Raw genomic sequence first — 23,460 nt, 5'->3', positions numbered from 1 at the left:
GGTCTCCTCAGGTGTTCAGGTGGGCGATCGGTCCTCGGCCGCGGCCGAGAGTCCAGTGCCGGCTTGCGGCGAGCTGTCGGGTGACGTACGCGGCCGCCTGCTCCGCCGCTTCGCGCAGCGGGGCGCCGTGGGCGAGGTGGGCGGCCAGGGCCGAGCTGTAGGTGCAGCCGGTGCCGTGGTCGTTCTTCGTCGGGACGGCGGGATGCGTGAGCGGGATCGGCGCCTTCCCCGGCTCGGCGAGCCAGTCCGTGCACGTCCCGGTTGCCTCCGGGTCGCCGCCGGTGACGATCACGGCCGGCTTCACACCGGCCAGCTCCCTGGCCAGTTCCTCGGGCGACCCGTCGTGCCCGGCCAGGGCACCGGCCTCGTCGAGGTTGGGGGTGACGACGGTGGCGACGGGGAGCAGGTGGTCGAGATAGGCGTGGCGTACGTCCTCCCCGCCGAGCACCGCGCCGGAGGTGGCGACCAGGACGGGGTCGACGACGAGCGGCCGGCCGGTGCAGAGGCGCGCGACGAGCTCGACCACCTCGGCGCTGCCGAGCATGCCGGTCTTGACCGCCGCGACGGGAAGGTCGTCGAAGACGGCGTGGAGCTGGGCCTCGACGGTGGCGAGCGGGACGGCGTGGATGTCGCTGACCCCGGTCGTGTCCTGGGCGGTGACGGCGGTGATCACGCAGGCTCCGTGGACCCCGAGCGCGGCGAAGGTGGCCAGATCAGCCGCCGTGCCCGCCGCTCCCCCGGAGTCGGTGCCCGCGACGGTGAGCGCGACCGGCGGGTTCACGACGTCACCGCCGTCGTGCCGAGGGCGGCCAGCAGGTCGCGGACGACCGCGGCCGGCTCCTCCGCGCGCATCACCGCCCCCATCACGGCCACCCCGTGGGCCCCGGCCGCCACCGCCGCCGCGGCGTTGTCCGGGGTGATCCCGCCCAAGGCGTAAGTCGGGAGCGGCAGGTCACCGAACGCCTCCGGACCGAGCGGCGGCCCGTAGCCCGGCTTGGACTCGGTCAGCGCGTACGGGCTCAGCATCGCGTAGTCGAACCCCTCCTCGGCCGCGCGGGCGACCTCGGTGGCGCTGTGGCAGCTGCGGCCGCGGGGTGGCCCTACGAACGACGTGTTACTGCTCGCGGAGGCGGGCAGGTGCAGGCCGACTGCGGCAGGGAGAGGGGTGTGGGCGGCGATGACGTTCAGGCCGAGTCCGGCGAGCAGCTCGGCCAGCTTTGCTCGATGCTCCAGGGGCTCATCGAGCTCACGGAGTACGACGTGGGTCAGGCCGGCCTCGGCGCACGCTGCAATCGTCGCGACCAGGCTGCGGCCGAGCGGCAGCTGGGAGCGGTCGGTGAGGACGAGCAGTCGCGGTAGCGCGGTCATGCGATCCGGCCTTCCATCGGCGAGGACGCCCGGGCGACCGCTTGGCGTGGGATCCGGCCGGCGCGGCGGGCGGTGTGCCCGGCCTCGACGGCCAGGCGCAGCGCGCGAGCCATCCCGACCGGGTCGTCCGCACGGGTCACCGCGGTGGCGGCGAGGACCGCGGAGCAGCCGAGCTCCATCGCCAGGGCCGCGTCCGAGGCCGTCCCGACGCCGGCGTCGAGCACGACCGGCACGGACACGGCAGCGACGACCGCCTCGATCGCGTACGGGTTCAGCAGCCCCAGCCCGGACCCGATCGGCGAGCCGAGCGGCATCACCGCCGCGCAGCCGGCGTCCTCGAGCCGGCGGGCGAGGACGGGGTCGTCGGTGGCGTACGGAAGGACCGTGAAGCCCTTGCGCACCAGCTGCTCGGCGGCCTCGACGAGCTCGACGGCGTCGGGCATCAGCGAGGTCTCGTCACCGATCACCTCCAGCTTGACCCAGTCCGTCTCCAGCGCCTCGCGGGCGAGCTCGGCGGTCAGCACCGCCTCGCGTGCCGAGAAGCAGCCCGCGGTGTTGGGCAGGATCGGCACCTTCGCCGCGCGAAGCGTCTCGAGCAACCCGCCGGAGGCCGTCGAGGACGTACGCCGCATCGAGACCGTCACCAGACCGGGCTCGGCCGCGTCGATGACGTCGGGGAGCAGAGCCAGGTTGGGCAGACCGCCGGTGCCGAGGAAGAGGCGTGAGGACAGCTCGTGGCCAGCGATCTTCAAGATGTCGCTCATCCGCCCTGCACCGCCGTCACGATCTCGACGACATGACCGTCCCGGAGCTGCCAGCGCGCCCAGTCGTCGCGCGGCACGATCTCCTCGTCCACGGCGACGGCGATGCCGCTCGGCCGCCGGTCGCCGGTACGTGCCTCGAGCAGGTCGGCAACGGTGCCGCTGACCTCCGTCGGCTCGCTGTTCACGGTGATCTTCATCCGTCCTCCTTCATCCGGAACCGGCGCGGATCGACCGCGGGTTCCACTGAACCGGTCTCGATGTGGTCGGCCACCAGCTGCGCGATGAGCGGCGCGAGCAGGACCCCGTTGCGGTAGGCACCCGCGGCAAGCACGACGCCCGGCTCGTGGGTCGAGCCGACGAGAGGAAGGTTGTCGGCGGTCCCCGGGCGGTCGCGCGAGGTCACCTCCACCACGCTGGCGCGGTCGAGCGCCGGCACGACCCGGCGGGCGGAGTCGAGCAGCCGCCACACGCCCTCGACGGTCGGCCGCAGCGGACCGTCGCGCTCCTCGGTGGTGGCCCCGATGACCACCTCGTCGCTGTCGATCCGCGGCACCACGTAGATCTGCTCGCCGTGCGCCCAGGCCCGCACCGTCCGTTCCACCCGCTCCTGCGTCCGTACGCGCACCACGTCTCCGCGCACCGGACGTATGAGGGAGGAGTACGGATCGGGCAGGTTCGCCCCCGTCGCGATGACGGTGACTGTGTTGGTCTCGACACCGGCTCGCTGGCGCTCGCCGGGCTCGACCAGCGTGGACAACCGATCGAGCAGGGCCGCGACGACGGCACGCGGGTCGACCGAGTGGTCCTCGGCGAGGAAAGCCCCGCCGGCGACGCGGCCGAGCCCGGGTTCGCGGGCGAGCAGCTCGCGGCGTACGAGTCTCTCGTAGGAGACCCCGGCGAGGTCGAGCACCGAGAGCTGCCGCTCGACCTGCTGGACGTCTCCGGCGTCGACGCCGACCAGCAGGGTCCCGCGGGTGTGCACGGGCACCCCGAGCCGGGCGGCGAAGTCGGGCCAGAGCGCGAGGGAGGACAGGCAGAGCCGGGTCAGGTCCTCCTCGCCGTACCAGGCCTCACCGGCCGGGCTGAGCATGCCGGCCGCGGCGTACGAGGCCCCCGAGCCCGGCGCCGGATCGACCACCGTGACCTCATGCCCGCGACGGATCAGCTCGTCGGCCACGGACAGCCCGACGATCCCGGCACCGAGGATCCGCACGCGCATCAGCCGACGGCTTCCACGAGCTCCTTCGCGGCCTGGAGTGGGTCGGGATGTCGCCAGAGCCCGCCGATCACGGCGACCCCATGGGCGCCGGCGGCGCGTACGGCCCCGGCGGAAGCGGTCGAGATCCCGCCGATCGCGATCAGCGGGAGGACACCGACCGCGTCGGAGACCGCGGAGACCCCCAGCGGGTCGGGAAGCCCGGCCTTGGACGTGGTGGCGAAGACCGGTCCGAAGCCGGCGTAGTCAGCGCCCGCGGCGGCGGCCGCCTCGACCGCGGCACGGTCACGGCAGGTCGCGCCGACGACAAGACCCGGAGCGGCCGCGTCGGCGATCCGCCGGGCCTCGGCCAGCGGAAGGTCGGAGGCGCCGAGGTGGACGCCGTGCGCACCGGACGCGAGCGCCACGTCGAGCCGGTCGTCGACGACCACACAGGCGTCGTACGTCCCGACCCGCTCGATCACGGCCGCGGTCAGAGCGAGCAGCTCGCGGGTCGTCGCTGCCTTGTCGCGCACCTGGAAGCCGGCGACGCCGAGCTCCGCGAAGGCAGGCAGCAGCGCGAGATCTTCGCTCAAGGAGACCAGGCAGAAAATACGTGGAAGAGGCACAACCAATCACTTCCTTCGCCGGCATGATCCGGATCAGGTGTAACGGTCGGAGCGGCCTTAGCTCCCTCTCAGCCCGCTGCCGCGGACTCCCGTGTGGACGTCTCAGACCATAGCGCGCACCACCGAGAACCCCCAGCCCTAGGCCCATCCAGCGGGATACCTCTGGTAGGTCGAGATCCGCGGCGCCGTCGCCCCGTCGCCCCTGACCCCCGCGACGAGCCGATCGTGTCGATCGACGATCGCGGCGCGCGAAGGTCTGGCGCCGCGATGTGACGTGCCCTACAGTCTTCCCTGAGCGATTGATTCTGCCGATACAAGCGTTGATTCGATCATAAACGATCACTCAGGCCGTGTCGGCCCGACCTCGACTTCGGAGCGAAGACATGCAGACGACGTCCATCACCACGCCCGACACCAAGCTCGCTACCGGGTTCTCCCGGCGCAGCGTCCTGGGCTCCGCCGCCGCAGTGGGCGGGGCCGCCCTGGGCATCGGCGCCCTCACCGCCGGCGCCACCCCGGCGCGGGCCGCCGGCCAGCGCACCATGGTCAACCAGCCCTTCGAGGCGCACGAGATCGTCCGCATCGGGCTGATCGGCCTCGGCAACCGCGGCTTCGGGATGGCCCGTGGCTGGGCCGACATCCCCGGCGCGCAGGTGGTCGCGGTGTGCGACATCCGCGCCGACCGCGCCACGCGGGTGGCCGACGACCTCGTCGCGCGCGGCAAGACCCGCCCCAAGGAGTACGGCGGCAAGCGTGGCTCCTTCAAGCAGATGCTCGACCGCGAGGAGCTCGACCTCATCTACATCGCCACCCCCTGGGAGTTCCACTACGACCAGGCGCGGACCTCGATGCTGGCCGGCGCGCACGTCGCCGTCGAGCTGCCGATCGCCACGCAGCTCAACGAGCTGTGGGACCTCGTCAACACCTCCGAGATGACCCGGAAGCACCTGCTGCTCGCCGAGAACTGCAGCTACGGCCGCAACGAGCTGGCGATGCTCAAGATGGCGCACGAGGGGGTCTTCGGCGACATCACCCACGGCGCCGGCGGCTACCTGCACGATCTGCGAGCCCTGCTGTTCAACGACGGCTACTACACCGACGACTGGCGGCGCCTGTGGCACACCCGCAGCACCGCCAGCTTCTACCCGATGCACGGCCTGGCGCCGATCGCTGCCGCGATGGACGTCAACCGCGGCGACCGAGCCGTCACGCTGGCCGCCACCGCGACCGCGCCGCGGGGCCTGGCCGACTACCGCGAGCGCTTCGTCCCCCGCGACCACCGGTCGTGGAAGGAGGAGTACATCAACGGCGACCGCATCAGCTGCGAGATCACCACTTCCGGGGGTCGCACCATCAGCGCCGAGCACAACGTGAGCCAGCCCCGGCCCTACAGCCGCATCAACAGCATCGAGGGCAGCCGCGGCCTGTTCGAGGACTACGTCGGCGGCGACTCGACCGGCGCCCGCGTCTACGCCGAGCCGCTGCACAGCGGCGACACCTGGCGCGGCTTCAAGGCGCTGCGCCAAGAGTTCGACCACTGGCTCTGGAAGGAGCTCGAGGACGACGCCTCCGGGAGCGGTCACGGCGGCATGGACTACATCCTGCAGTGGCGTCTCATCCAGACGATGCGCGCCGGGCTGGTCCCCGACATCGACGTCTACGACTCGGCCATGTGGTGCTCACCGGTCCCGCTGAGCGTCGAGTCGCTGGCCAAGAACGGCAAGCCGGTGGAGATCCCCGACTTCACCCGGGGCAATTGGCGCAAGCCGAGGGTCGGCCTCGACTCGCGCCAGACCGAGATGCCCCCCGTCCCCTGATCCCTACCGACATCACCTTCCGAAAGGCACCTACCATGGTCGCTCCGTCGTTCATCGCCCGCGCGGCTCTCGCGCTCACGATCGCCCTCGGCGGTCTTCTGGTGGCCCCCGCCGCCACCACAGCGGCACCGGCAGCGGCTGCGGCGACCACGCAGACGGTCGGCGTCACCATCGGAGCGGTCGACCTCGACGGGCCGGCCATCGTCGAGGTGCCGGTCACCGTCCGCAACCAATCGACGGCGGCGCTGCGCAAGCTCACGGTCTCGCTCCGGGGACCGGTGGGCTGGCAGGTCGCCCCGGCTTCGCGGTCGGTCCCGGGAGCCGTGAAGCCGGGCGCCAGCGCCACCGTCACCTTCTCGGTGCGGGTGCCCGAGCGGCGTCCGGGCTTCCATCTGCGCACCTTCACCGCCACGGCCGCCTACCGCGGCGGTGACGGCGCGGGTGCCGCGGTCGGCACGCGGGTGGAGCGCTCCGGCGAGCCGATGGCCAATCTGGCGGCGGCCTTCAACAACACCGGGGTCACCGACGAGAGCGCCACCACCGCCGGGAACTTCGACGGTGCCGGCAACAGCTTCTCGGCCCAGAAGCTGGCCGACGTGGGCCTGGGCCGGGGGGCCGAGGTCGAGGCGCTGGGCGCCACCCTGACGATGCCCGACGTCGCGCCCGGCACGGCCGACAACGTCGCCAGCGGCGGCCAAGCCGTGAAGGTGAGCGGCAGCGGCGACGCGCTGGTCCTGCTCGGCTCGGGCAGCAGCTACGGTGCCACGGGCACGGTCACCGTCTTCTACACCGACGGCACGTCGTCGACGGACGAGACCGGTCTGCCCAACTGGTCGTTCCAGGAGGCCGACGCGCACGGCGCGACGTTGGTCGCCTCGAGCGTCGGTCGCAACCGACCCGACGGGTACGGCGACGCGGCCTACCAGTACCGGGTCTTCGCCAACTCGGTGCCGCTGACCGCCGGCAAGACCGTCGACTTCGTGGTCCTGCCCGCCAACAGTGCCCTGCATGTGTTCGCGATGGGCCTCGCCGGCTGACCCGCTCGGGTAGGTTGCCGAAGTCAGGAGAGCACCCGAGCGAGTTCGAGGATCACATGTCCAGGCACACCCGGCTCGTGGCGGTGCTCACCGATGCCTGAGCGCGTCCTGCGCGTGGGGCTGGTGGGCTCCGGGCCCTGGGCCCGGCTGACCGTGGCGCCGGCGCTCGCCGCCGCACCCGAGGTGCGGCTGACCCACGGCTGGTCGCGCAACGACGCCGACCTCGCCGACCTGGCCCGCCGACACGGCTTCGAGCCGGCGAGCACCTACGTCGACCTGCTGGACCGGGTCGACGTCGTTGCGTTCTGCGTGCCGCCCGACGTCCAGGCCGGGCTGACGCCGGCGGCGTTGGACGCCGGCAAGGCGCTGCTGCTCGAGAAGCCGGTGGCCCGTCGGGTCGAGCAGGCCGAGCGGCTGCACGGACATCCCGAGCCGGTGCTCGTCCACTACTCCCGGCTGCTCGACAGCACCGTCGCCCCGTGGTTGGACGCCGCGGCCGAACGCACGTGGTCATCGGCGAGAGCGGTGCTCACGAACACGGCCACGGTCGGCGACGACCCCTTCGGCCGATCTGCGTGGCGGCGCGAGACCGACGGCGCCCTGTGGGATCTCGGACCCCACGTGCTCGCCGCCCTGCAGGTCGCGCTCGGTGACGTGACGACCGTCTCGGCCCGCCGTACCGACGAGGGCATCGTGCTCGAGACCACCCATGCGCGAGGGGCGAGCGCGCGGTCGCTGGTGTCGGTCTCGGCGTCCACGAAGCAGGACGTCCTCGAACTGGTCGGCGCCGACGACTGCGTGCACCGCCTGCCCCGGGACCCACGGCAGGGCGGGGTCCAGACCTACCGCGCGCTCGTCTCCGGCCTGGTGCCGCCGTCCGGCCCGTCCCGCGGCCCGTGCGCCGCGGCGGTGATGGATCCCGCCTTCAGTACCTCCGTGGTGGCGACGCTGGTCGCGGCATCGGCGGCCCTGCGAGCCGGGCCCGCCGCCTGACGGCCGGCTCCCAGCCCCCGCCCCGCGCGTAACAGCCACGACTCCACGCCACTCTCGAGAAGGCCGGCGCCATCCTCTGCCCTCGGTGTCGGCCCCGGAGCCGACGCCGGGACCGAGGCCGGGACCGAGGCCGGGGCGGCGTACGATTCCCTTTCGTGGCTGACGTTGAGTTCCGGTACTCCGACCTCCTCCCGACCGGCAAGGACGACACTCCTTACCGCTTGATCACGAGCGAGGGGGTGGAAGAGATCGAGGTCGACGGGCGCAAGTTCCTCAAGGTCGACCCCGAGGCGATCCGGCGGCTGACCGCCGAGGCGATGAAGGACATCAACCAGTACCTCCGCCCGGCCCACCTCCAGCAGCTCCGCAAGATCATCGACGACCCCGAGGCCTCGGGCAACGACCGCTTCGTCGCGCTCGACCTGCTCAAGAACGTCAACATCTCCGCCGGCGGGATCCTGCCGATGTGCCAGGACACCGGCACCGCGATCGTGATGGGCAAGAAGTCCGAGGGCGTGCTGACCGGCGCCGACGACGCCGAGACCGTCAGCCGCGGTGTCTTCGACGCCTACACCAAGCTCAACCTGCGCTACTCCCAGCTGGCGCCGCTGACCACGTACGAGGAGAAGAACACCGGCTCCAACCTGCCCGCGCAGGTCGAGATCTACTCGACCAGCGAGGGGGAGAACGGCCCGGAGTACAAGTTCCTCTTCATGGCGAAGGGCGGCGGCTCGGCCAACAAGTCGTTCCTGTTCCAGGAGACCAAGGCGATCCTCAATCCCGACCGGATCCTGACCTTCCTCGACGAAAAGATCCGCTCGCTCGGCACCGCCGCCTGCCCGCCGTACCACCTCGCCGTCGTCATCGGCGGGACCTCCGCGGAGTTCGCGCTGAAGACGGCCAAGTACGCCTCGGCCCACTACCTCGACAACCTCCCGACCGAGGGCTCGATGAGCGCCCACGGCTTCCGCGACACCGACCTCGAGGAGAAGGTCTTCGAACTGACCCAGTCCTTCGGGATCGGAGCCCAATTCGGTGGCAAGTACTTCTGCCATGACGTACGCGTCGTCCGGCTCCCCCGCCACGGCGCGAGCTGTCCGGTGGCGATCGCGGTCTCCTGCTCCGCCGACCGCCAGGCGCTGGGCAAGATCACCCGCGACGGCGTCTTCCTCGAGCAGCTCGAGACCGACCCGGCGCAGTACATGCCCGACGCCGGCATGGCCGAGGAGATCGCGGCCGGCGAGGTCGTGGACATCGACCTGAACCAGCCGATGTCGGAGATCCTGGCGACGCTGTCGCAGCACCCGGTCAAGACCCGTCTCTCCCTGTCCGGCCCGATGGTCGTGGCTCGCGACATCGCGCACGCCAAGATCAAGGAGCGCCTCGACGCCGGCGAGGAGATGCCGGACTACCTGAAGAACCACCCGGTCTACTACGCCGGTCCCGCCAAGACGCCCGAGGGGATGGCCTCAGGCTCCTTCGGCCCGACCACCGCCGGCCGGATGGACTCCTACGTCGAGCAGTTCCAGGCCGCGGGCGGATCGATGGTCATGCTCGCCAAGGGCAACCGCTCCAAGGTCGTGGCCGAGGCCTGCGGGACCTACGGCGGCTTCTACCTCGGCTCCATCGGCGGCCCCGCCGCTCGGCTGGCGCAGGACTGCATCAAGTCGGTCGAGGTGCTCGAGTACCCCGAGCTCGGCATGGAGGCGGTCTGGAAGATCGAGGTCGAGAACTTCCCGGCCTTCATCGTCGTCGACGGCGAGGGCAACGACTTCTTCACCGACCCGAGCGGAACGACCACCGTCCCCCTGACCGGGATCCGGGTGCGCTCCAAGGAGCGCTGAGCGGGGGGGCACACCCAATTCGCTGTCGCACTTCGTCTATCGGTCGTAGTATTCCTGCTATGCCCGATAGCGAGAGCACAACAGCGCTCACCGACCTAGCGCTCGACGTACGCGACCTGCGGGTGCGCTACGGCAGCAACGAGGTGCTCAAGGGCGTGACCTTCTCCGCCCGTCGCGGCGAGGTCGTCGCCCTGCTCGGCCCCAACGGCGCCGGCAAGACCACGACCATCGAGGTCCTCGAAGGATTCCGGATGCCGACCTCAGGCGACGTCTCGGTGCTGGGCTCCGACCCGGCACGGGGCGACGAGCGGTGGCGTGCGCGGGTCGGCGTGGTGCTCCAGTCATGGCGGGACCACAGCCGCTGGCGGGTGCGCGACCTGCTCGACTACCACGCGCGGTTCTACGCGCCGTACGCCACCGCTGAGGTCCCTCGCCCCTGGGACGTCGACGAGCTCCTTGCCGTCGTCGGCCTCACCGCCCACGCAGACCAGAGGGTGATGCGGCTCTCCGGCGGCCAGCGCCGCCGGGTCGACGTCGCGATCGGCATCGTCGGCCGTCCTGAACTGGTGTTCCTCGACGAGCCGACGGCCGGCTTCGACCCGCACGCGCGACGAGAGTTCCACGAACTCGTGCACCGGCTCTCCGACTTCGAGAACACGACCGTGCTGCTGACCACCCACGACCTGGCCGAGGCGGAGAAGCTCGCCGACCGGATCCTCGTGCTCGACCGCGGCACGATTATCGCCGACGGCAGTCCCGACAAGCTGGCCCTCGACCTCGCGACCAAGGCGGAGGTCCGCTGGACCGCCGGAGGCGAGCGGCACGTGCACGCGGTCGAGGACCGCGACCCGACCGAGTTCGTACGCCGCCTGCTCGCGACCGACCCCGACGTGACTGAGCTCGAGGTGAAACGGGCCAACCTCGAGGACACCTACCTGACGCTCGTCCAGCGGGTCGAGAGCGGCCAGGCCGAGGAGCACGAGAAACTGGAGGCGCTGTCATGATCACCACCGGGACGAAAGGTACGCGCGGCGTCGCCGTACGCGCCGGGCTGCACCGCGGGTGGCTGGAGACCAAGTATTCGCTGACCGACGTCGGCGACATCTTCTGGATGCTCCTGTTCCCGGTCAGCTTCACGGTGACGCTGCTGTTCATGCGCGGCAACACCGTGCCCGGCACCGACCTCGCACTGGGTGCGATGGTGCTGCCGAGCCTGATCGGGATGTCGATCGCCTTCGGCGGCCTCGCGGGCCCGGCGATGCAGATCGCCACCGACCGTGAGGACGGCACGCTGCTGCGGGCCAAAGCCACGCCCGACGGGATGCTCGGCTACCTGATCGGCAAGATCTGGTTCTTCGGGCTGACCACGCTGGCCAGCCTGGTGCTGCTCGCGATTCCCGCGCTGACGGTGATCGGCGACCTCCGGATCGACGGCCGCACGGCGCTGCTGCTCCCAGTCATCTTCGTCGTCGGCATGGTCGCGACCGTTCCGATCGGGTCGGCGCTCGGCTCGATCTTCAAGTCGAGCGCCCAGTCGATGCTGATCATGCTGGCCTCGATGCTGTTGATCGCCATCTCCGGCATCTTCTACCCGATCACCGCGATGCCCACCTGGCTGCAGTGGGTCGGGCAGATCTTCCCCTTCTACTGGCTCGGGCTCGGCACGCGGTCCGCGATGATGCCTGCGGGGGCGGAGGCCGCGGAGATCGGAGACTCCTGGCGCACGGTCGAGATGTTCGGCGTCCTCGGCGTCTGGGCCGTGGTCGGCCTCGTGCTGGCACCGATCGTGCTCCGCCGGATGGCTCGCCGCCAGACCGGCTCCGCGATCGCTGCCGCGCGCGACAAGGTCATGACCAGGGGCTACTGACCTGTGGCCAACGAATCGGACACCGTCTACAACCGGATCGCGATGCTACGCGCCGAGCGCGGTATCTCCCGTCGGGAGCTCGCCGACGCCCTCGGCGTCCACTACCAGACCGTGGGCTACCTGGAGCGGGGCGAGTACAGCCCCTCGTTGCATCTTGCTCTGCGGATCGCCGCCTACTTCGACGTCGCCGTCGACGTCGTCTTCGCCATCGAGCCGTTCAAGCGTCTCGGCGACTGATCCCATTCCTTCCGGAGCAGCCGAAGACCGGAGGTCCGCCGACGCTGAGCCTCGGCGATGCGGGGCGACCGGATAGGTTGATGGGCGCCGATCCCCGACGACGAGGAGACCCCCATGCAGTGCCCCATCGACGGTGCCACCCTGGTGATGAGCGAGCGCCAAGGCATCGAGATCGACTACTGCCCGCAGTGCCGTGGCGTGTGGCTGGACCGCGGCGAGATCGACAAGATCGTCGAACGGTCCGTCGGCGCCCCGCAGCCCGGCGGCTACCAGCAGCCCCGCCAGGAGCAGCGCGACGAGCGACGCTATGAGAAGCGGGACTACGAGAAGAAAGAGTACGAGCGGCGCGACTACGACGACGACCGGCGCCACGACAAGCGCCACAGCCACCACCGTGAGTCCTGGTTGGGTGACCTCTTCGGCTGATCCGGCTGGAGGCCACGGACGCGCTTGACGGTCCCTGCGACACACCGACATGCGGTGTGTCGCAGGGGTTTCCCGCAGGCCCTATGGCCGCCACTCACGTCGGAGCAGCCCGAAGACCCACGAGTCCGAGACATCGCCGTTCACCACGCAGTCCTCGCGCAGCGTCCCCTCCAGCGTGAAGCCGAGCTTCTCCAGCACCCGGGCAGAGGCGGCGTTGCGGGTGTCGGCCTCCGCCTGGACCCGGTTCAGGTCCAGCGTGTCGAACGCCCATCCCAGGAGCGCACCCGCGGCCTCGGTCGCGATGCCCTGACCCCATCCGGCCCTGGCGAGGCAGTAGCCCAGCGAGGCGCTGCGAAATTCGGGGTTCCAGGAGTTCAGGGTGCACCAACCGACGAAGGTGGAGTCTCGCTCGATGACCATCCGCGCCCCGCTCCCCTCCTCGGCCATCGCACGGCTTCGGGCGATGAACTGCTCGGCACGCGCCCGCTCGGTCCAGGGCGGCGAGTCCCAGTAGCGCAGCACGTACGCGTCGCTCTGGAGGGCGAACAGCGGCTCGGCGTCGGCGTCGGCGAACGGCCGCAGCCGCAACCACTCGGTCGTCAGCGTCGGGGTGGGCAGCGGCACCCCGCCATCCTGTCAGCGACCGGGTGCCTCAGGAAACGGGTTTCTGCGACCTCCGCGGCGTCACCCGATGATGCGATCCGCCCTGGCCGACTCCTCGTGTGCCGCCTCGACCGCCTTGGCCGCCTCGTGCTCCGCCTGCTCGATCGCCTCGCGAGGCGAGGGAACCGGCGGCGTACGTCCTGCGTCGTGGCCGTTGTCCGACCCCTTCGCCGACTGCATAGAGGAGGCGCTGTCGGCGAAGGCGCCGGTGACTGTGCGCATCGCCTCGGTGAGCTCACCGGGGATGACCCAGAACGAGTTGCCGTGCGAGGCGAGCGAGGGCAGCATCTCGAGGTACTTGTAGGCCAGGACCTTGGGGTCGGCGTCGTTGGCGTGGACCGCCTGGAAGACCCGCTCCAGCGCCGTGGCCTCACCCTCGGCCTCGAGGATCCGGGCCTGCTGGTTGCCCTCCGCCTCCAGGATGGACTTCTGCCGGGTGCCCTCGGCCTCGAGGATCAGCGAGGCCCGCTTGCCCTCCGCGTGCAGGATGGCGGCGCGCTTGTCACGCTCGGCGCGCATCTGCTTCTCCATCGCCTCTTTGATCGAGGCCGGCGGGTCGATCGCCTTGATCTCGACCCGGTTGACCCGGATCCCCCACTTCCCGGTGGCGTCGTCGAGCACCTCGCGCAGCCGCGCGTTGATCGTCTCGCGCGAGGTCAGGGTGCTCTCCAGGTCCATCGAGCCGATCAGGTTTCGCAGGGTCGTGACGGTGAGCTGGTCGATCGCCTGCAGGTAGTTGGCGACCTCGTAGGCGGCCGACCGCGGGTCGGTGATCTGGTAGTAGAGCACCGTGTCAATGTTGACCACCAGGTTGTCCTCGGTGATCACCGGCCGCGGGTTGGAGGAGTAGACCGTCTCGCGTACGTCCAGCTTGGTGTTGACCCGGTCCACCAGCGGGATCACGAAATTGAGCCCTGGCTGCAGGGTGATCCGGTAGCGCCCGAAGCGCTCGATGTTGTAGCGCCTGGCCTGCGGCACGATCCGCACCGTCGAGGCGACGGCCCCGACCACCAGCCCGACCAGAACCAGAACGATCAGCAGAAGTTCCATGTCGTACGTCTCCTCCTAGGGCGACAGCGACAGCGGGTCCCGCGGATGCACGAGCGCCGTCGCGCCTTCGATCTCGAGCACGTCGACCCGGCATCCGACAGGGATGACCAGGTCCTCGTCATAGGGGCGGGCGGTCCATTCCTCGCCCGCGAGCCGGACCAGCCCGTGCGCGTAGCTCACCTCCGCGAGGACGACCGCCTGACGGCCGACCAGCGCGTCGGTGCCATCACGCACCGGCGGCGGCAGGGCCATGTGACGGCGTGCGATCGGCCGCACCAGCAGCACGCTGCCGCCACCGGCGAGCGCGAAGATCAGCATCTGCAGGAGCACGGGCGCGCCGAGGGCGGCGCTGCCCGCGGCAAGCAACGCCCCGCCGGCGACGAAAGCGAACGCCAGCGTCATCGTGAACGCCTCGGCAACTCCGAGCAGTACCGCGACGATGATCCAGAAGTACGACCACATAAGCCCACCAGACTTCGGTTCCTCACCAGGGTACTCCCGGTGTGGTGGACATCACATGGGATCAGTGCGAGTTGTTTCGCCCGTTCATCAGTGGCAGTCCCACCCACAGCGAGACGAACAGGACCAGGACGCCGAGGGATGCGACGACCCCGGCTCCGAAGGAGAGAACGACGTCGAAGACGAGCAGCACGACCAGCGCCGAGGTGATCGCGATACCCGCCAGGCCGGCCCGCGCACAGGCGTGCGAGGCCTTGACCAGCCACGGCCGCTGGCGGCGCCGGAACAGGATCCGGTGGAAGGAGACGGGGGCGATGATCAGGGACGTGGTGACGACCGAGCCGACCAGCACCACGAGGTAGATCATCTGCTGATGGTCGGCCAGGTCCGGGAAGCGGGGCGAGAACGGGACCGTCAGCAGGAAACCGGTCAGGATCTGCACGCCGGTCTGCAGCACCCGAAGCTCCTGGAGGAGCTCGTTCCAGTTACGGGTGATCCGCTCCGCCGGGCCCTCGTCCGGACCACCACCTTCGATCGCATCGTGGTGAAAGCTGCTCGCGGCCATCAGAACACCGGCCGTCCCCCAGTCACCCCGAGGACGGTGCCGGAGACGTAGGACGCCTCGGCCGGAGAGGCCAGGAACACGAACGCCGGCGCGACCTCGGCCGGCTGACCGGCGCGCCCCAGCGGTGTGTTGGCCCCGAACTTCTGCACCTTCTCCGGCGCCTGCGTCGCCGGCTGCAGCGGGGTCCAGATCGGTCCCGGCGCCACCGCGTTCACCCGGACCCCATCGGGCCCGAGCTCGGCGGCGAGGTTGACGGTGAAGTTGTTGATGGCCGCCTTGGTCGCGGCGTAGTCGAGCAGGCTGGTCGAGGGTTCGTACGCCTGGATCGAGGCGTTGTTGATGACGCAGCCGTTGCTCTTCTGCAGGTGCGGGACGGCTGCCCGGGTCAGCCAGAGCAGGGCGTAGAGATTGGTCTTGAACGTCCGGTCGATCCGCTCGTCGTCCATGTCCGTCAGACCCTTGTCGCGGGCGAACTGGTAGCCGGCGTTGTTGACCAGGATGTCGAGGCCGCCGAGCTCCTGCACGGTGCGTTCGACGACCTCGTCGCACGCCTCGCGCTCGCGCAGGTCGATCGGGATGGCCAGCGGCGTACGTCCGGCCTCCTCGACCAGCTTCGAGGTCGTCTGCGCGTCCGGCTCCTCCTCCGGGAGGTAGGTGAAGGCCACGTCGGCCCCCTCGCGGGCGTACGCGATGGCGACCGCGCGGCCGATGCCGGAGTCGGCACCGGTGATGAGCGCGACCTTGCCATCGAGGCGGCCGTGGCCCTGGTAGCTGGACTCGCCGTGGTCGGGCAGCGGGTCCATCTCGCCGGTGAGCCCGGGAGGCTCCTGCTGCTGGGCTGGGAACTGGGTGGTGTCATCGCTCATGACCTGCCCGGTACCCACATCCGACACAATGGAACCGTGAGCGGGAGTGAATCGGTGATCGTCGACGGTGGCCTGGCCCTACGGCATCGAGCGGACGGCCACCTGGAGCTGCGGGCCAACGGGATCTTCGTGATGGACACCCGAGAGACCTCGACCGAGAAGGCGCTGGCCACGCACGCCCTCGAGCTGCACCCGGCGCCGAAGCACGTGCTCATCGGTGGCCTCGGGCTCGGGTTCACCCTCGAGGCCGTGCTGACCGACCCACGGGTCGAGGCGGTCACGGTCGTCGAGATCGAGCCGCGCCTGGTCGAGTGGATGCGGACCGGCCGGATCCCCCACGGCCCCGACCTGCTGACGGACGAGCGCGTCCACATCGAGGTGGCCGACGTGGCCGTGGTCCTGCGCGAGAGCCGGGCCGAGGCGTACGACGTCGTGCTGCTGGACGTCGACAACGGCCCCGGCTACCTGGTCCACGACGCCAACGGGGCGCTGTACGAGGCGCCCGCGCTGGCGGATGCGCGGCGAGCGACGGCCCCGGGTGGCACCGTGGTGGTGTGGTCGGCGGCGAAGGCTCCGGCGCTGCTGGAGGTGATGGCGCAGGTCTTCGACGACGCCGAGGCGCTCTCCTACCCGGTCGACCTGCAGGGGCACTCCGAGACGTACTGGCTCTATGTGGGCCGGCTCTCTGCCGGCGGGGTCTCGCGAGGGAATGGCACCAACTAGTCAAAGGTTGAATCAGACATGGACGACATGAGCTTTCGCATCGAGCACGACTCCATGGGAGAGGTCCGGGTCCCGAAGGACGCGTTGTGGCGCGCCCAGACCCAGCGGGCCGTGGAGAACTTCCCCATCTCGGGCACGCCCATCGAGCCGGCGCTGATCCGTGCGATCGGTCATGTGAAGGCGGCTGCTGCCAAGGCCAACTTCGACCTCGGCGTCCTGCCCGGCGACAAGGCCGAGGCGATCATCGCCGCCGCGGGCGAGGTCTCCGAGGGCCGCCACGACGACGCGTTCCCGATCGACGTCTTCCAGACCGGTTCCGGCACCTCCTCCAACATGAACGCCAACGAGGTGATCGCCTCCTTGGTGGCGCGGGCGGGCGGCGACGTACATCCCAACGACCATGTCAACGCCTCCCAGTCCTCCAACGACACCTTCCCGACCGCGATCCACGTCGCGGCCGCCGTCGCCGTCACCGAGCAACTGCTGCCCGCGATCGACGTGCTGGCCGGCTCGCTCGAGGCGAAGGCCGAGGAGTTCTCCGGGCTGGTGAAGTCGGGGCGTACGCACCTGATGGACGCGACGCCGGTCACCCTGGGCCAGGAGTTCGGCGGGTACGCAGCCACCGTCCGCTACGCGGCCGAGCGGCTCGAGTCGGTGCTCCCGAGGGTGCGCGAGCTGGCGCTGGGCGGCACCGCGGTCGGCACCGGCATCAACACGCCCGCCGGGTTCCCGCAGGCGGTGATCGCCGACCTCTCCAACCGCACCGGGCAGCCGTTCACCGAGGCCCGCAACCACTTCGAGGCCCAGGGCACCCGCGACTCGCTGGTCGAGCTCTCCGGCGTCCTGAAGACGCTCGCGGTCGGCCTGATCAAGATCAACAACGACCTGCGCTGGATGTCGTCCGGCCCCACCACCGGCCTGGCCGAGATCCACCTGCCCGACCTCCAGCCGGGCTCCTCGATCATGCCCGGCAAGGTCAACCCGGTCGTGCCGGAGGCGACCTTGATGGTCGCGTTCCAGGTGATCGGCAACGACGCCGCGGTGACCGCCGCCGGCGCCTCGGGCGCCTTCGAGCTCAACGTCGCGATGCCGGTGATGGCCCGCAACATCCTGGAGTCGATCCGCCTGCTCTCCACCTCGATGACCGTCCTGGCCGAGCGCACCGTCGACGGGATCGTCCCCGTCCCCGAGCGACTCCGCGCCTACGCCGAGTCCTCCCCCTCGATCGTCACCCCGCTCAACAAGTACATCGGCTACGAGGCCGCCGCCAAGGTCGCCAAGCAGGCCCTCGCCGAGGGCGCCACGATCAAGGACACCGTCATCAAACTCGGCTACGTCGCCGACGGCACCCTCACCGAGGCTCAGCTGGACGAAGCCCTGGACGCAGAGTCGATGACCCACCCCTGAAACGCCGAGTCGGCTCATCCTGACCAAGAAACACGTCGAGTCGGCGCGTCATGACGCGCCGACTCGACGTGATTTGGTGCCAGGTTGAGTCGACTCGGCCTCTGCTCAGTACCAGCCGACGGACTGGGAGTGGCTCCAGGCGCCGCAGGGGGAACCGTAGCGGTCGTTGATGTAGCCGAGGCCCCACTCGATCTGGGTGGCGGGGTTGGTCTCCCAGTCGTCGCCGGCGGAGGCCATCTTGGAGCCAGGGAGGGCCTGCGGGATGCCGTACGCGCTGGAGGAGGGGTTGGCGGCGGTGTGGTTCCAGCCCGACTCCTTCTCCCAGAGCGGCTCGAGGCAGGAGAACTGGTCCATCCCCCAGCCGAAGTCGCCGAGCATCGACTTGGCGATGTCCTTGGGGTTGCGCAGATCGATCTCGATCTCTTCGACGCCGGCGATGGCCCGTACGTCGTTGCCGGCCGACAGCGCGGCCTGCTTGCCGGGGTCGGCGACCTCTCGGCGGTCACCGGCCGAACGCGACAGGGAGGTCTCTCCGCCGCGCGCGGCGGACTCGGCCTCGATGGCGGCGCGCTGGGCGTCGGTGAGCTCGGGGATGTCGGCAGCGGCCGACTCACCCGCGCTGAGCGTCGGGTCGTCGGTGGCTGGCCCGGAGTAGGCCACCCCGCCTGCGACTGCGGCGCCGGTCCCGCCGAGGGCGAGGACGGAGAGGAGGAGGGTTGTCTTGGCGGTCGTACGCGCAGCCTTGTGCGGAACGTCGACAAGCGGATTCGCTGGCGCACCGCGATGTCGCGGGGCACGATGAACTGGCTTGGTCACGGGCTCTCATTCGGGGGCTGAGGCATTGCAGACCCGCAAACAATGCATGAGCACCAACCTCGTATCAAACCGGACGCACCGTTTGTAGGTCAGAAATGACCGTCCTGAGCATCACTTCCGTAACATGAGTCACAGAAATCACAACGGCCCCAGACCTTTCAGGTCCGGGGCCGTTGACGTGACAAGGATTACGGCACCACGTTCTCCAACATCTCGGTAACCAGCGCGGCGATCGGCGAGCGCTCGGAGCGGGTCAGGGTGACGTGGGAGAAGAGCGGGTGGCCCTTCAGCTTCTCGATCACCGCGACCACGCCGTCATGGCGTCCGACCCGGAGGTTGTCGCGCTGGGCGACGTCGTGGGTGAGCACGACCTTCGAGTTGGCGCCGATGCGGGAGAGCACCGTCAGAAGCACGTTGCGCTCCAGCGACTGCGCCTCGTCGACGATCACGAACGAGTCGTGCAGCGACCGGCCGCGGATGTGGGTCAGCGGCAGCACCTCCAGCATGCCCCGGTCGATGATCTCGTCGATCACGTCCTGCGTGGTGATCGCGGAGAGCGTGTCGAAGACCGCCTGGCCCCACGGCGACATCTTCTCGCCCTCGGTCCCAGGGAGGTAGCCGAGCTCCTGGCCACCGACGGCGAAGAGCGGGCGGAAGATCAGCACCTTCTTGTGCTGGTTGCGCTCCATGACCGCCTCCAGGCCCGCGCACAGCGCCAGCGCCGACTTCCCGGTGCCGGCCCGGCCACCGAGGGAGACGATGCCGACCTCGGGGTCGAGCAGCATCTCGAGCGCGATCCGCTGCTCCGCGGAGCGGCCGTGGATCCCGAAGACCTCCCGGTCGCCGCGGACGAGGTGGACCTGCTTGTCGGGGCCGACCCGGCCCAGCGCGGTGCCGCGGTCCGACATCAGCACCAGACCGGTGTGGCAGGGCAGGTCGCGGGCCGTGTCGAGCTCGAGGACGCCGTCGTCGTAGAGCTCGTCGAGGGCCGCGGCGGCGACGTCCAACTCGGCCATCCCGGAGTAACCCGGGTCGGAGTCGTTGATCCGCTCACCGCGGTAGTCCTCGGCCTTGAGCCCGACCGCGGACGCCTTGATCCGCATCGGCAGGTCCTTGGAGACCAGGGTGACGTCGAGCCCGTCACCCTTCAGGTTGCGCGCGACCGCGAGGATCCGGGTGTCGTTGTCCCCGAGCCGGAATCCGCTCGGCAGCGAGGACGGGTCGGTGTGGTTGAGCTCGACACGGATGGTGCCGCCCTCCTCGCCGACCGGGACCGCGGTGTCCAGGCGGCCGTGAGTGATCCGCAGCCCGTCGAGCTGCCGGAGTGCGGAGCGGGCGAAGTAGCCCAGCTCCGGATGGTGCCGCTTGCCCTCCAGCTCGGTGATCACCACCACCGGGAGCACGACCTGGTGCTCGGCGAAGCGCGTCATGGCCTTCGGATCCGAGAGCAGGACGCTGGTGTCGAGAACGAACGTACGCGCTGAAGGCGCCTCGCTCTCGGAGGGCGAAGACTCCGACGCCGGTGTCGGAGCGGCCGACGTATCGACCTCGGTGACATGCTCGTTCGTGGTTGGGTTGGCCACGCGGATCACCTCTCGCGACCGGCTCATACACCCATGAGTCCGGTCATTTCATCACTAATCAGATGGACCGGACGGTGGACCGTCAGTCGGGGTGCCGACCGCCTCACACCCGTCGGGATCGATGAGATCCTGACGCAGGTTCGGTTCGTGACTACTCACGTAACGGGCCTCCAGGTGCGACGGGAATTTGTTCCCCGCCGTTGGTACAACGCTACGACGCCGAACCAACGGTCCGTGGCAACACGAACGATTTTTCTTTGTGAACTCCTGGTGACACCACCGAATTGTTCCGGCCAGTGGTCAGGACAGTGGTCACCTTCCGAGGCGACGCTCGCGGTGGGCGTAGGCGCGCAGGGCCCGCAGGAAGTCCGTGCGGCGGAAGTCGGGCCAGTAGGCCTCGCAGAAGTAGAACTCCGACTTCGCGCTCTGCCAGAGCAGGAATCCGCCCAGGCGCTGCTCCCCCGACGTACGGATCACCAGGTCGGGGTCGGGCTGGCCCTTGGTGTAGAGGTGGTCGGCGATGTGCTCGACGTCGATGATCTGGGCGAGCTCCTCCAGCGAGGTGCCGCGGGTGGCGTGCTCGTTGAGCAGGGCGCGTACGGCATCGGCGATCTCGCGGCGGCCGCCGTAGCCGACCGCGACGTTGACCAGCATCCCGTCGACGTCCCGGGTCGCCTCCTCGGCGGCCTTGAGACGCTGGGACAGCCAGTCGGGCAGGAGGTCGAGCGCCCCGACCGGGTGCAGCCGCCAGCGGCGTACGTCCGCGAGCGAGTCCACCGCGTCGGCGATGATCTCGAGGAGCGGTGCCAGCTCGTCGGCGGGGCGGTTGAGGTTGTCGGTGGAGAGCAGCCACAGGGTGACCACCTCGATGCCGATCTCGTCGCACCAGGTGAGCAGCGGCTCGATGTTGGCCGCGCCGGCCCGGTGGCCGTGGGCGGTCGACTGGCCGACCTCCTTGGCCCAGCGACGGTTGCCGTCGAGCATCACCCCGACGTGCTTGGGCAGCTTGGAGGAATCGATCTTGCGGAGCATCCGCGCCTCGTAGGCCGGGTAGAGAACCCGACGTACGCCTTCCTTCCAGTCTGCCACGTGCAGAAGGGTATCGGCGCCGTGCCCACATCTCCCAGCGGGACGGGGTTCACCCGGTCTTCAGGTCGAGCCGATAGTCTTGGCCGCTATGAGTGAGATGACAGACGCGATGCGCCTCAAGGTCGGCACGATCACCGACTCGGTCTCCTCGAGCGTTCACGAGGCCCTCCCGAAGCTGCGCGGCTGGATCCATCTGGCCACCGCACCACTCACGCTCGCGGCCGGCATCGTCCTCATCGTGCTGGCGCCCGCGGGAGCGCCGCGGGTCGGCGCGGCAGTGTTCACCATGGCCGCCCTGCTGCTCTTCACCGTCTCCGCCGTCTACCACCGGGTCAACGCCCTCGGCCGCTGGAACGAGCGCTGGTTCACGATCATGAAGCGCTGGGACCACGCGAACATCATGCTGATGATCGCCGGCTCCTACACGCCGTTCTCGCTGCTCCTCCTCGACGGCGCCACGCAGGTCGTGCTGCTCTCGGTCGTATGGACCGGCGCGATCCTCGGTGTGCTGTTCCGGGTCTTCTGGAACGACGCCCCGCGTTGGCTGTACGTCCCCAACTACATCGCGCTCGGCTGGGCGGCGATCTTCTTCATCCCGTCGTTCTTCACCGGAGCCGTGGCGCTCGGCCTCGGCATCGGGATCGCGACCTTCACGCTGATCTGTGTCGGCGGCGCCCTCTACACCGCCGGCGGCGTCATCTACGGCTTCAAGCGCCCCAACCCCTGGCCGCGCTGGTTCGGCTTCCACGAGGTCTTCCACACCTTCACGATCCTGGCATTCGTCGCGCACTACACCGGCGTCTCGCTGGCGACGTACTCGCTGCGCTGAGGCTGATCCCCGGCGCGTGCCGCGGCCGCGTGCCGGGCGAGCACCGCGGTGAGGATGCCGGTGACGGCGAAGAGCGCGCCCAGCACCATCCAGCCACCGGTGCCGTGGTCGATCGCGGTGGCGGTCACCACCAGGGGCGCGAGCATGTGCGCCAGCGCGTAGCCCATCTGGCTCACGCCCTGGTAGGCGCCGGCCCGCTCCTGGTCGGCGAGCTCGAAGGCCAGCCCCCAGCTGCCCGCCTCGCCGCGGGTCTCGGCGGCCGAAGCCGCCAACGCGGCGAGCAGCAACAGGCACGTGGCGAACACCGGGCCCGTATAGGCCGCTCCCGCGAAGAGGATGCAGGCGGCGAGCAGCAGGAACCCGGCACCTCTCACGGCTCGACCCGCCGTGGCGATGTCGTGGGTGCCGCGCGAGGCCCGTACCTGGAAGAGCGCGACGTAGACGGTGTTCACCACCAGGAGCAGCGAGACCAGGACCGTCGGCGCGTCGGTGTGGTCGGCCACCCACAGCGGCACCCCGATCGAGGTCACCCCGAAGTGGATCGCCATCACCCCGCTGAGCACGGTCGCGGTCACATAGGTGCGGTCGCGCAGCGGTGAGGGTCCCGCGGCCACCGTCGGCCCGGAGCCGGCGTCCATGCACGCGGCCAGGGCGGCGACCCGGCGCCTGAGCCCGATGAGCGGCACCGCCGCGAGCGTGGTGAGCACCCCGACGAGCACCATCGTGGCGCGATAGGCGGCGCCGGTGTCGACCGCCAGCGCCAGTGCGGCGAGCAGGGTGCCCACGCCGATCATCACGTTCATGACCACGCGCAGCCGGGCACGTACGGCGACCCGGTCGGGGCCGTCGAACCAGCGCGCGACCAGCGTCGACTGGGCGCTCGACTGGAAACCTCGCGAGGCCGAGACCCACGTCGCGACCAGCACGAACGCGGCGACATCACGCGCCAGGGCGTAGGCGAGCAGGGCGATGCCATAGCTCGCCATCGCCCACAGCTGCACCCGGTCGGCGCCCCACCGGTCGCTGAGCCGCCCGCCTGCGTACGTCGCCACGACACCGACGGCGCCGGCGACGGTCAGGCCGATGCCGACGGTCACCGCCGAGAGGCCGATCGTGCGGGTGAAGTAGAGCGCGCTGACCGCGAAGAACATGCCACGTGCGAGGGAGAGGGCGGCGACGGCACCGACGAGCGGACGCTCGACCGGGTCGCTGGGAGGTCGGATCACGGGTCCA

At 70.2% G+C, this 23,460-nt stretch carries 26 protein-coding genes and 1 riboswitch; of the genes, 11 read left to right on the top strand and 15 right to left on the bottom strand.

What is annotated here, in order from left to right; genetic code table 11:
- Positions 1–7: 7 nt before the first annotated feature.
- The 6 genes from thiD to OG801_RS21575 are packed head-to-tail and all read right to left on the bottom strand — an operon-like array spanning position 8 to position 3,923.
- Positions 8–781, bottom strand: a complete 774-nt coding sequence (gene thiD / locus OG801_RS21600) for a bifunctional hydroxymethylpyrimidine kinase/phosphomethylpyrimidine kinase (RefSeq protein WP_406031267.1) — start codon at positions 779–781, stop codon at positions 8–10.
- A complete protein-coding gene (locus OG801_RS21595; protein WP_406031265.1) occupies positions 778–1,368 on the bottom strand; it encodes a thiamine phosphate synthase in 591 nt (196 codons plus the stop codon). Before OG801_RS21595 ends, thiD begins: the two co-directional genes overlap by 4 nt.
- Positions 1,365–2,132, bottom strand: a complete 768-nt coding sequence (locus tag OG801_RS21590) for a thiazole synthase (protein WP_406031263.1) — start codon at positions 2,130–2,132, stop codon at positions 1,365–1,367. Before OG801_RS21590 ends, OG801_RS21595 begins: the two co-directional genes overlap by 4 nt.
- Complete coding sequence (gene thiS / locus OG801_RS21585) at positions 2,129–2,329, bottom strand: sulfur carrier protein ThiS (RefSeq protein ID WP_355021902.1); 201 nt, start codon at positions 2,327–2,329, stop codon at positions 2,129–2,131. The genes OG801_RS21590 and thiS overlap by 4 nt, the downstream gene beginning before the upstream one ends.
- Positions 2,326–3,351, bottom strand: coding sequence for a glycine oxidase ThiO (thiO, locus tag OG801_RS21580; RefSeq protein WP_406031261.1), 1,026 nt, complete (start codon positions 3,349–3,351; stop codon positions 2,326–2,328). The genes thiS and thiO overlap by 4 nt, the downstream gene beginning before the upstream one ends.
- Positions 3,351–3,923 carry a thiamine phosphate synthase gene (locus OG801_RS21575; RefSeq protein ID WP_406031259.1) on the bottom strand — a complete coding sequence of 191 codons (573 nt, stop codon included), beginning with the start codon at positions 3,921–3,923 and terminating at the stop codon, positions 3,351–3,353. The genes thiO and OG801_RS21575 overlap by 1 nt, the downstream gene beginning before the upstream one ends.
- Positions 3,924–3,949: 26 nt before the next feature.
- Positions 3,950–4,059, bottom strand: a riboswitch (TPP riboswitch).
- Between the two features lie 280 nt (positions 4,060–4,339).
- Between OG801_RS21575 and OG801_RS21570 the strand changes: the two genes are divergently transcribed.
- The 8 genes from OG801_RS21570 to OG801_RS21535 all read left to right on the top strand — a co-directional run bounded on the left by OG801_RS21570 (position 4,340) and on the right by OG801_RS21535 (position 12,177).
- Positions 4,340–5,773, top strand: coding sequence for a Gfo/Idh/MocA family oxidoreductase (locus tag OG801_RS21570; RefSeq protein WP_355021899.1), 1,434 nt, complete (start codon positions 4,340–4,342; stop codon positions 5,771–5,773).
- Between the two features lie 35 nt (positions 5,774–5,808).
- Entirely contained in the window at positions 5,809–6,810 is a 1,002-nt protein-coding gene (locus OG801_RS21565) for an NEW3 domain-containing protein (RefSeq protein ID WP_406031257.1), read from the top strand.
- Between the two features lie 93 nt (positions 6,811–6,903).
- A complete protein-coding gene (locus OG801_RS21560; protein WP_355021897.1) occupies positions 6,904–7,803 on the top strand; it encodes a Gfo/Idh/MocA family oxidoreductase in 900 nt (299 codons plus the stop codon).
- A 155-nt stretch (positions 7,804–7,958) separates the two neighbouring features.
- Complete coding sequence (locus tag OG801_RS21555; protein ID WP_406031255.1) at positions 7,959–9,647, top strand: fumarate hydratase; 1,689 nt, start codon at positions 7,959–7,961, stop codon at positions 9,645–9,647.
- A gap of 59 nt (positions 9,648–9,706) precedes the next feature.
- A complete protein-coding gene (locus OG801_RS21550; protein WP_406031253.1) occupies positions 9,707–10,651 on the top strand; it encodes an ABC transporter ATP-binding protein in 945 nt (314 codons plus the stop codon).
- Positions 10,648–11,514 carry an ABC transporter permease gene (locus OG801_RS21545; protein ID WP_355231951.1) on the top strand — a complete coding sequence of 289 codons (867 nt, stop codon included), beginning with the start codon at positions 10,648–10,650 and terminating at the stop codon, positions 11,512–11,514. Before OG801_RS21550 ends, OG801_RS21545 begins: the two co-directional genes overlap by 4 nt.
- A 3-nt stretch (positions 11,515–11,517) precedes the next feature.
- The gene (locus OG801_RS21540) at positions 11,518–11,751 is read left to right on the top strand and encodes a helix-turn-helix transcriptional regulator (protein ID WP_292648302.1); all 234 of its coding nucleotides are present in this window, start codon (positions 11,518–11,520) and stop codon (positions 11,749–11,751) included.
- A gap of 114 nt (positions 11,752–11,865) precedes the next feature.
- Complete coding sequence (locus OG801_RS21535; protein WP_406031251.1) at positions 11,866–12,177, top strand: zf-TFIIB domain-containing protein; 312 nt, start codon at positions 11,866–11,868, stop codon at positions 12,175–12,177.
- 81 nt (positions 12,178–12,258) lie between these two features.
- Here the strand turns inward: OG801_RS21535 and OG801_RS21530 are convergent, their stop codons facing one another.
- The 5 genes from OG801_RS21530 to OG801_RS21510 form a co-directional block, all read right to left on the bottom strand.
- Complete coding sequence (locus OG801_RS21530; RefSeq protein ID WP_406031249.1) at positions 12,259–12,801, bottom strand: GNAT family N-acetyltransferase; 543 nt, start codon at positions 12,799–12,801, stop codon at positions 12,259–12,261.
- A gap of 60 nt (positions 12,802–12,861) precedes the next feature.
- Complete coding sequence (locus OG801_RS21525; protein ID WP_406031247.1) at positions 12,862–13,890, bottom strand: SPFH domain-containing protein; 1,029 nt, start codon at positions 13,888–13,890, stop codon at positions 12,862–12,864.
- 15 nt (positions 13,891–13,905) lie between these two features.
- On the bottom strand, positions 13,906–14,352 hold the full coding sequence (locus OG801_RS21520; RefSeq protein WP_406031245.1) for an NfeD family protein: 447 nt from the start codon (positions 14,350–14,352) through the stop codon (positions 13,906–13,908).
- A gap of 61 nt (positions 14,353–14,413) precedes the next feature.
- A complete protein-coding gene (locus tag OG801_RS21515) occupies positions 14,414–14,914 on the bottom strand; it encodes a DUF6328 family protein (RefSeq protein WP_406031243.1) in 501 nt (166 codons plus the stop codon).
- Positions 14,914–15,780, bottom strand: a complete 867-nt coding sequence (locus OG801_RS21510; protein WP_406031241.1) for a glucose 1-dehydrogenase — start codon at positions 15,778–15,780, stop codon at positions 14,914–14,916. The genes OG801_RS21515 and OG801_RS21510 overlap by 1 nt, the downstream gene beginning before the upstream one ends.
- A 36-nt stretch (positions 15,781–15,816) precedes the next feature.
- On the opposite strand from OG801_RS21510, the gene OG801_RS21505 reads away from it, so the two are divergent.
- Complete coding sequence (locus OG801_RS21505; RefSeq protein WP_406031239.1) at positions 15,817–16,503, top strand: spermidine synthase; 687 nt, start codon at positions 15,817–15,819, stop codon at positions 16,501–16,503.
- An 18-nt stretch (positions 16,504–16,521) separates the two neighbouring features.
- The gene (locus tag OG801_RS21500; protein WP_406031237.1) at positions 16,522–17,910 is read left to right on the top strand and encodes a class II fumarate hydratase; all 1,389 of its coding nucleotides are present in this window, start codon (positions 16,522–16,524) and stop codon (positions 17,908–17,910) included.
- Positions 17,911–18,015: 105 nt separating this feature from the next.
- On the opposite strand, the gene OG801_RS21495 is transcribed toward OG801_RS21500, so the two are convergent.
- From OG801_RS21495 to OG801_RS21485, 3 genes are all read right to left on the bottom strand, one after another.
- Positions 18,016–18,726 carry a lytic transglycosylase domain-containing protein gene (locus OG801_RS21495; RefSeq protein WP_406031235.1) on the bottom strand — a complete coding sequence of 237 codons (711 nt, stop codon included), beginning with the start codon at positions 18,724–18,726 and terminating at the stop codon, positions 18,016–18,018.
- Positions 18,727–18,914: 188 nt separating this feature from the next.
- Complete coding sequence (locus OG801_RS21490; RefSeq protein ID WP_355018187.1) at positions 18,915–20,309, bottom strand: PhoH family protein; 1,395 nt, start codon at positions 20,307–20,309, stop codon at positions 18,915–18,917.
- Positions 20,310–20,621: 312 nt separating this feature from the next.
- On the bottom strand, positions 20,622–21,398 hold the full coding sequence (locus OG801_RS21485; protein ID WP_355018188.1) for an isoprenyl transferase: 777 nt from the start codon (positions 21,396–21,398) through the stop codon (positions 20,622–20,624).
- Between the two features lie 88 nt (positions 21,399–21,486).
- Here OG801_RS21485 and OG801_RS21480 point away from each other — a divergent pair, with 88 nt between their 5' ends.
- A complete protein-coding gene (locus OG801_RS21480) occupies positions 21,487–22,227 on the top strand; it encodes a hemolysin III family protein (RefSeq protein ID WP_355018189.1) in 741 nt (246 codons plus the stop codon).
- Here OG801_RS21480 and OG801_RS21475 read toward each other — a convergent pair.
- Complete coding sequence (locus OG801_RS21475) at positions 22,188–23,453, bottom strand: MFS transporter (protein ID WP_406031232.1); 1,266 nt, start codon at positions 23,451–23,453, stop codon at positions 22,188–22,190. The genes OG801_RS21480 and OG801_RS21475 overlap by 40 nt on opposite strands.
- Positions 23,454–23,460: the final 7 nt, after the last annotated feature.

It is taken from the genome of Nocardioides sp. NBC_00163 (genome assembly GCF_045206295.1).
GTDB lineage: Bacteria > Actinomycetota > Actinomycetes > Propionibacteriales > Nocardioidaceae > Nocardioides.
Note: the sequence above shows the minus strand (reverse complement) of the source record. Positions and strands in the feature narration are given on the sequence as shown.

Coding starts and splice junctions, on each gene's coding strand:
- OG801_RS21595 (WP_406031265.1), bottom strand. CDS start 1,368: ATGACCGCGCTACCGCGACTGCTCGTCCTCACCGACCGCTCCCAGCTG.
- OG801_RS21590 (WP_406031263.1), bottom strand. CDS start 2,132: ATGAGCGACATCTTGAAGATCGCTGGCCACGAGCTGTCCTCACGCCTC.
- thiS (WP_355021902.1), bottom strand. CDS start 2,329: ATGAAGATCACCGTGAACAGCGAGCCGACGGAGGTCAGCGGCACCGTT.
- thiO (WP_406031261.1), bottom strand. CDS start 3,351: ATGCGCGTGCGGATCCTCGGTGCCGGGATCGTCGGGCTGTCCGTGGCC.
- OG801_RS21570 (WP_355021899.1), top strand. CDS start 4,340: ATGCAGACGACGTCCATCACCACGCCCGACACCAAGCTCGCTACCGGG.
- OG801_RS21565 (WP_406031257.1), top strand. CDS start 5,809: ATGGTCGCTCCGTCGTTCATCGCCCGCGCGGCTCTCGCGCTCACGATC.
- OG801_RS21560 (WP_355021897.1), top strand. CDS start 6,904: ATGCCTGAGCGCGTCCTGCGCGTGGGGCTGGTGGGCTCCGGGCCCTGG.
- OG801_RS21550 (WP_406031253.1), top strand. CDS start 9,707: ATGCCCGATAGCGAGAGCACAACAGCGCTCACCGACCTAGCGCTCGAC.
- OG801_RS21545 (WP_355231951.1), top strand. CDS start 10,648: ATGATCACCACCGGGACGAAAGGTACGCGCGGCGTCGCCGTACGCGCC.
- OG801_RS21535 (WP_406031251.1), top strand. CDS start 11,866: ATGCAGTGCCCCATCGACGGTGCCACCCTGGTGATGAGCGAGCGCCAA.
- OG801_RS21525 (WP_406031247.1), bottom strand. CDS start 13,890: ATGGAACTTCTGCTGATCGTTCTGGTTCTGGTCGGGCTGGTGGTCGGG.
- OG801_RS21520 (WP_406031245.1), bottom strand. CDS start 14,352: ATGTGGTCGTACTTCTGGATCATCGTCGCGGTACTGCTCGGAGTTGCC.
- OG801_RS21515 (WP_406031243.1), bottom strand. CDS start 14,914: ATGGCCGCGAGCAGCTTTCACCACGATGCGATCGAAGGTGGTGGTCCG.
- OG801_RS21510 (WP_406031241.1), bottom strand. CDS start 15,780: ATGAGCGATGACACCACCCAGTTCCCAGCCCAGCAGCAGGAGCCTCCC.
- OG801_RS21500 (WP_406031237.1), top strand. CDS start 16,522: ATGGACGACATGAGCTTTCGCATCGAGCACGACTCCATGGGAGAGGTC.
- OG801_RS21480 (WP_355018189.1), top strand. CDS start 21,487: ATGAGTGAGATGACAGACGCGATGCGCCTCAAGGTCGGCACGATCACC.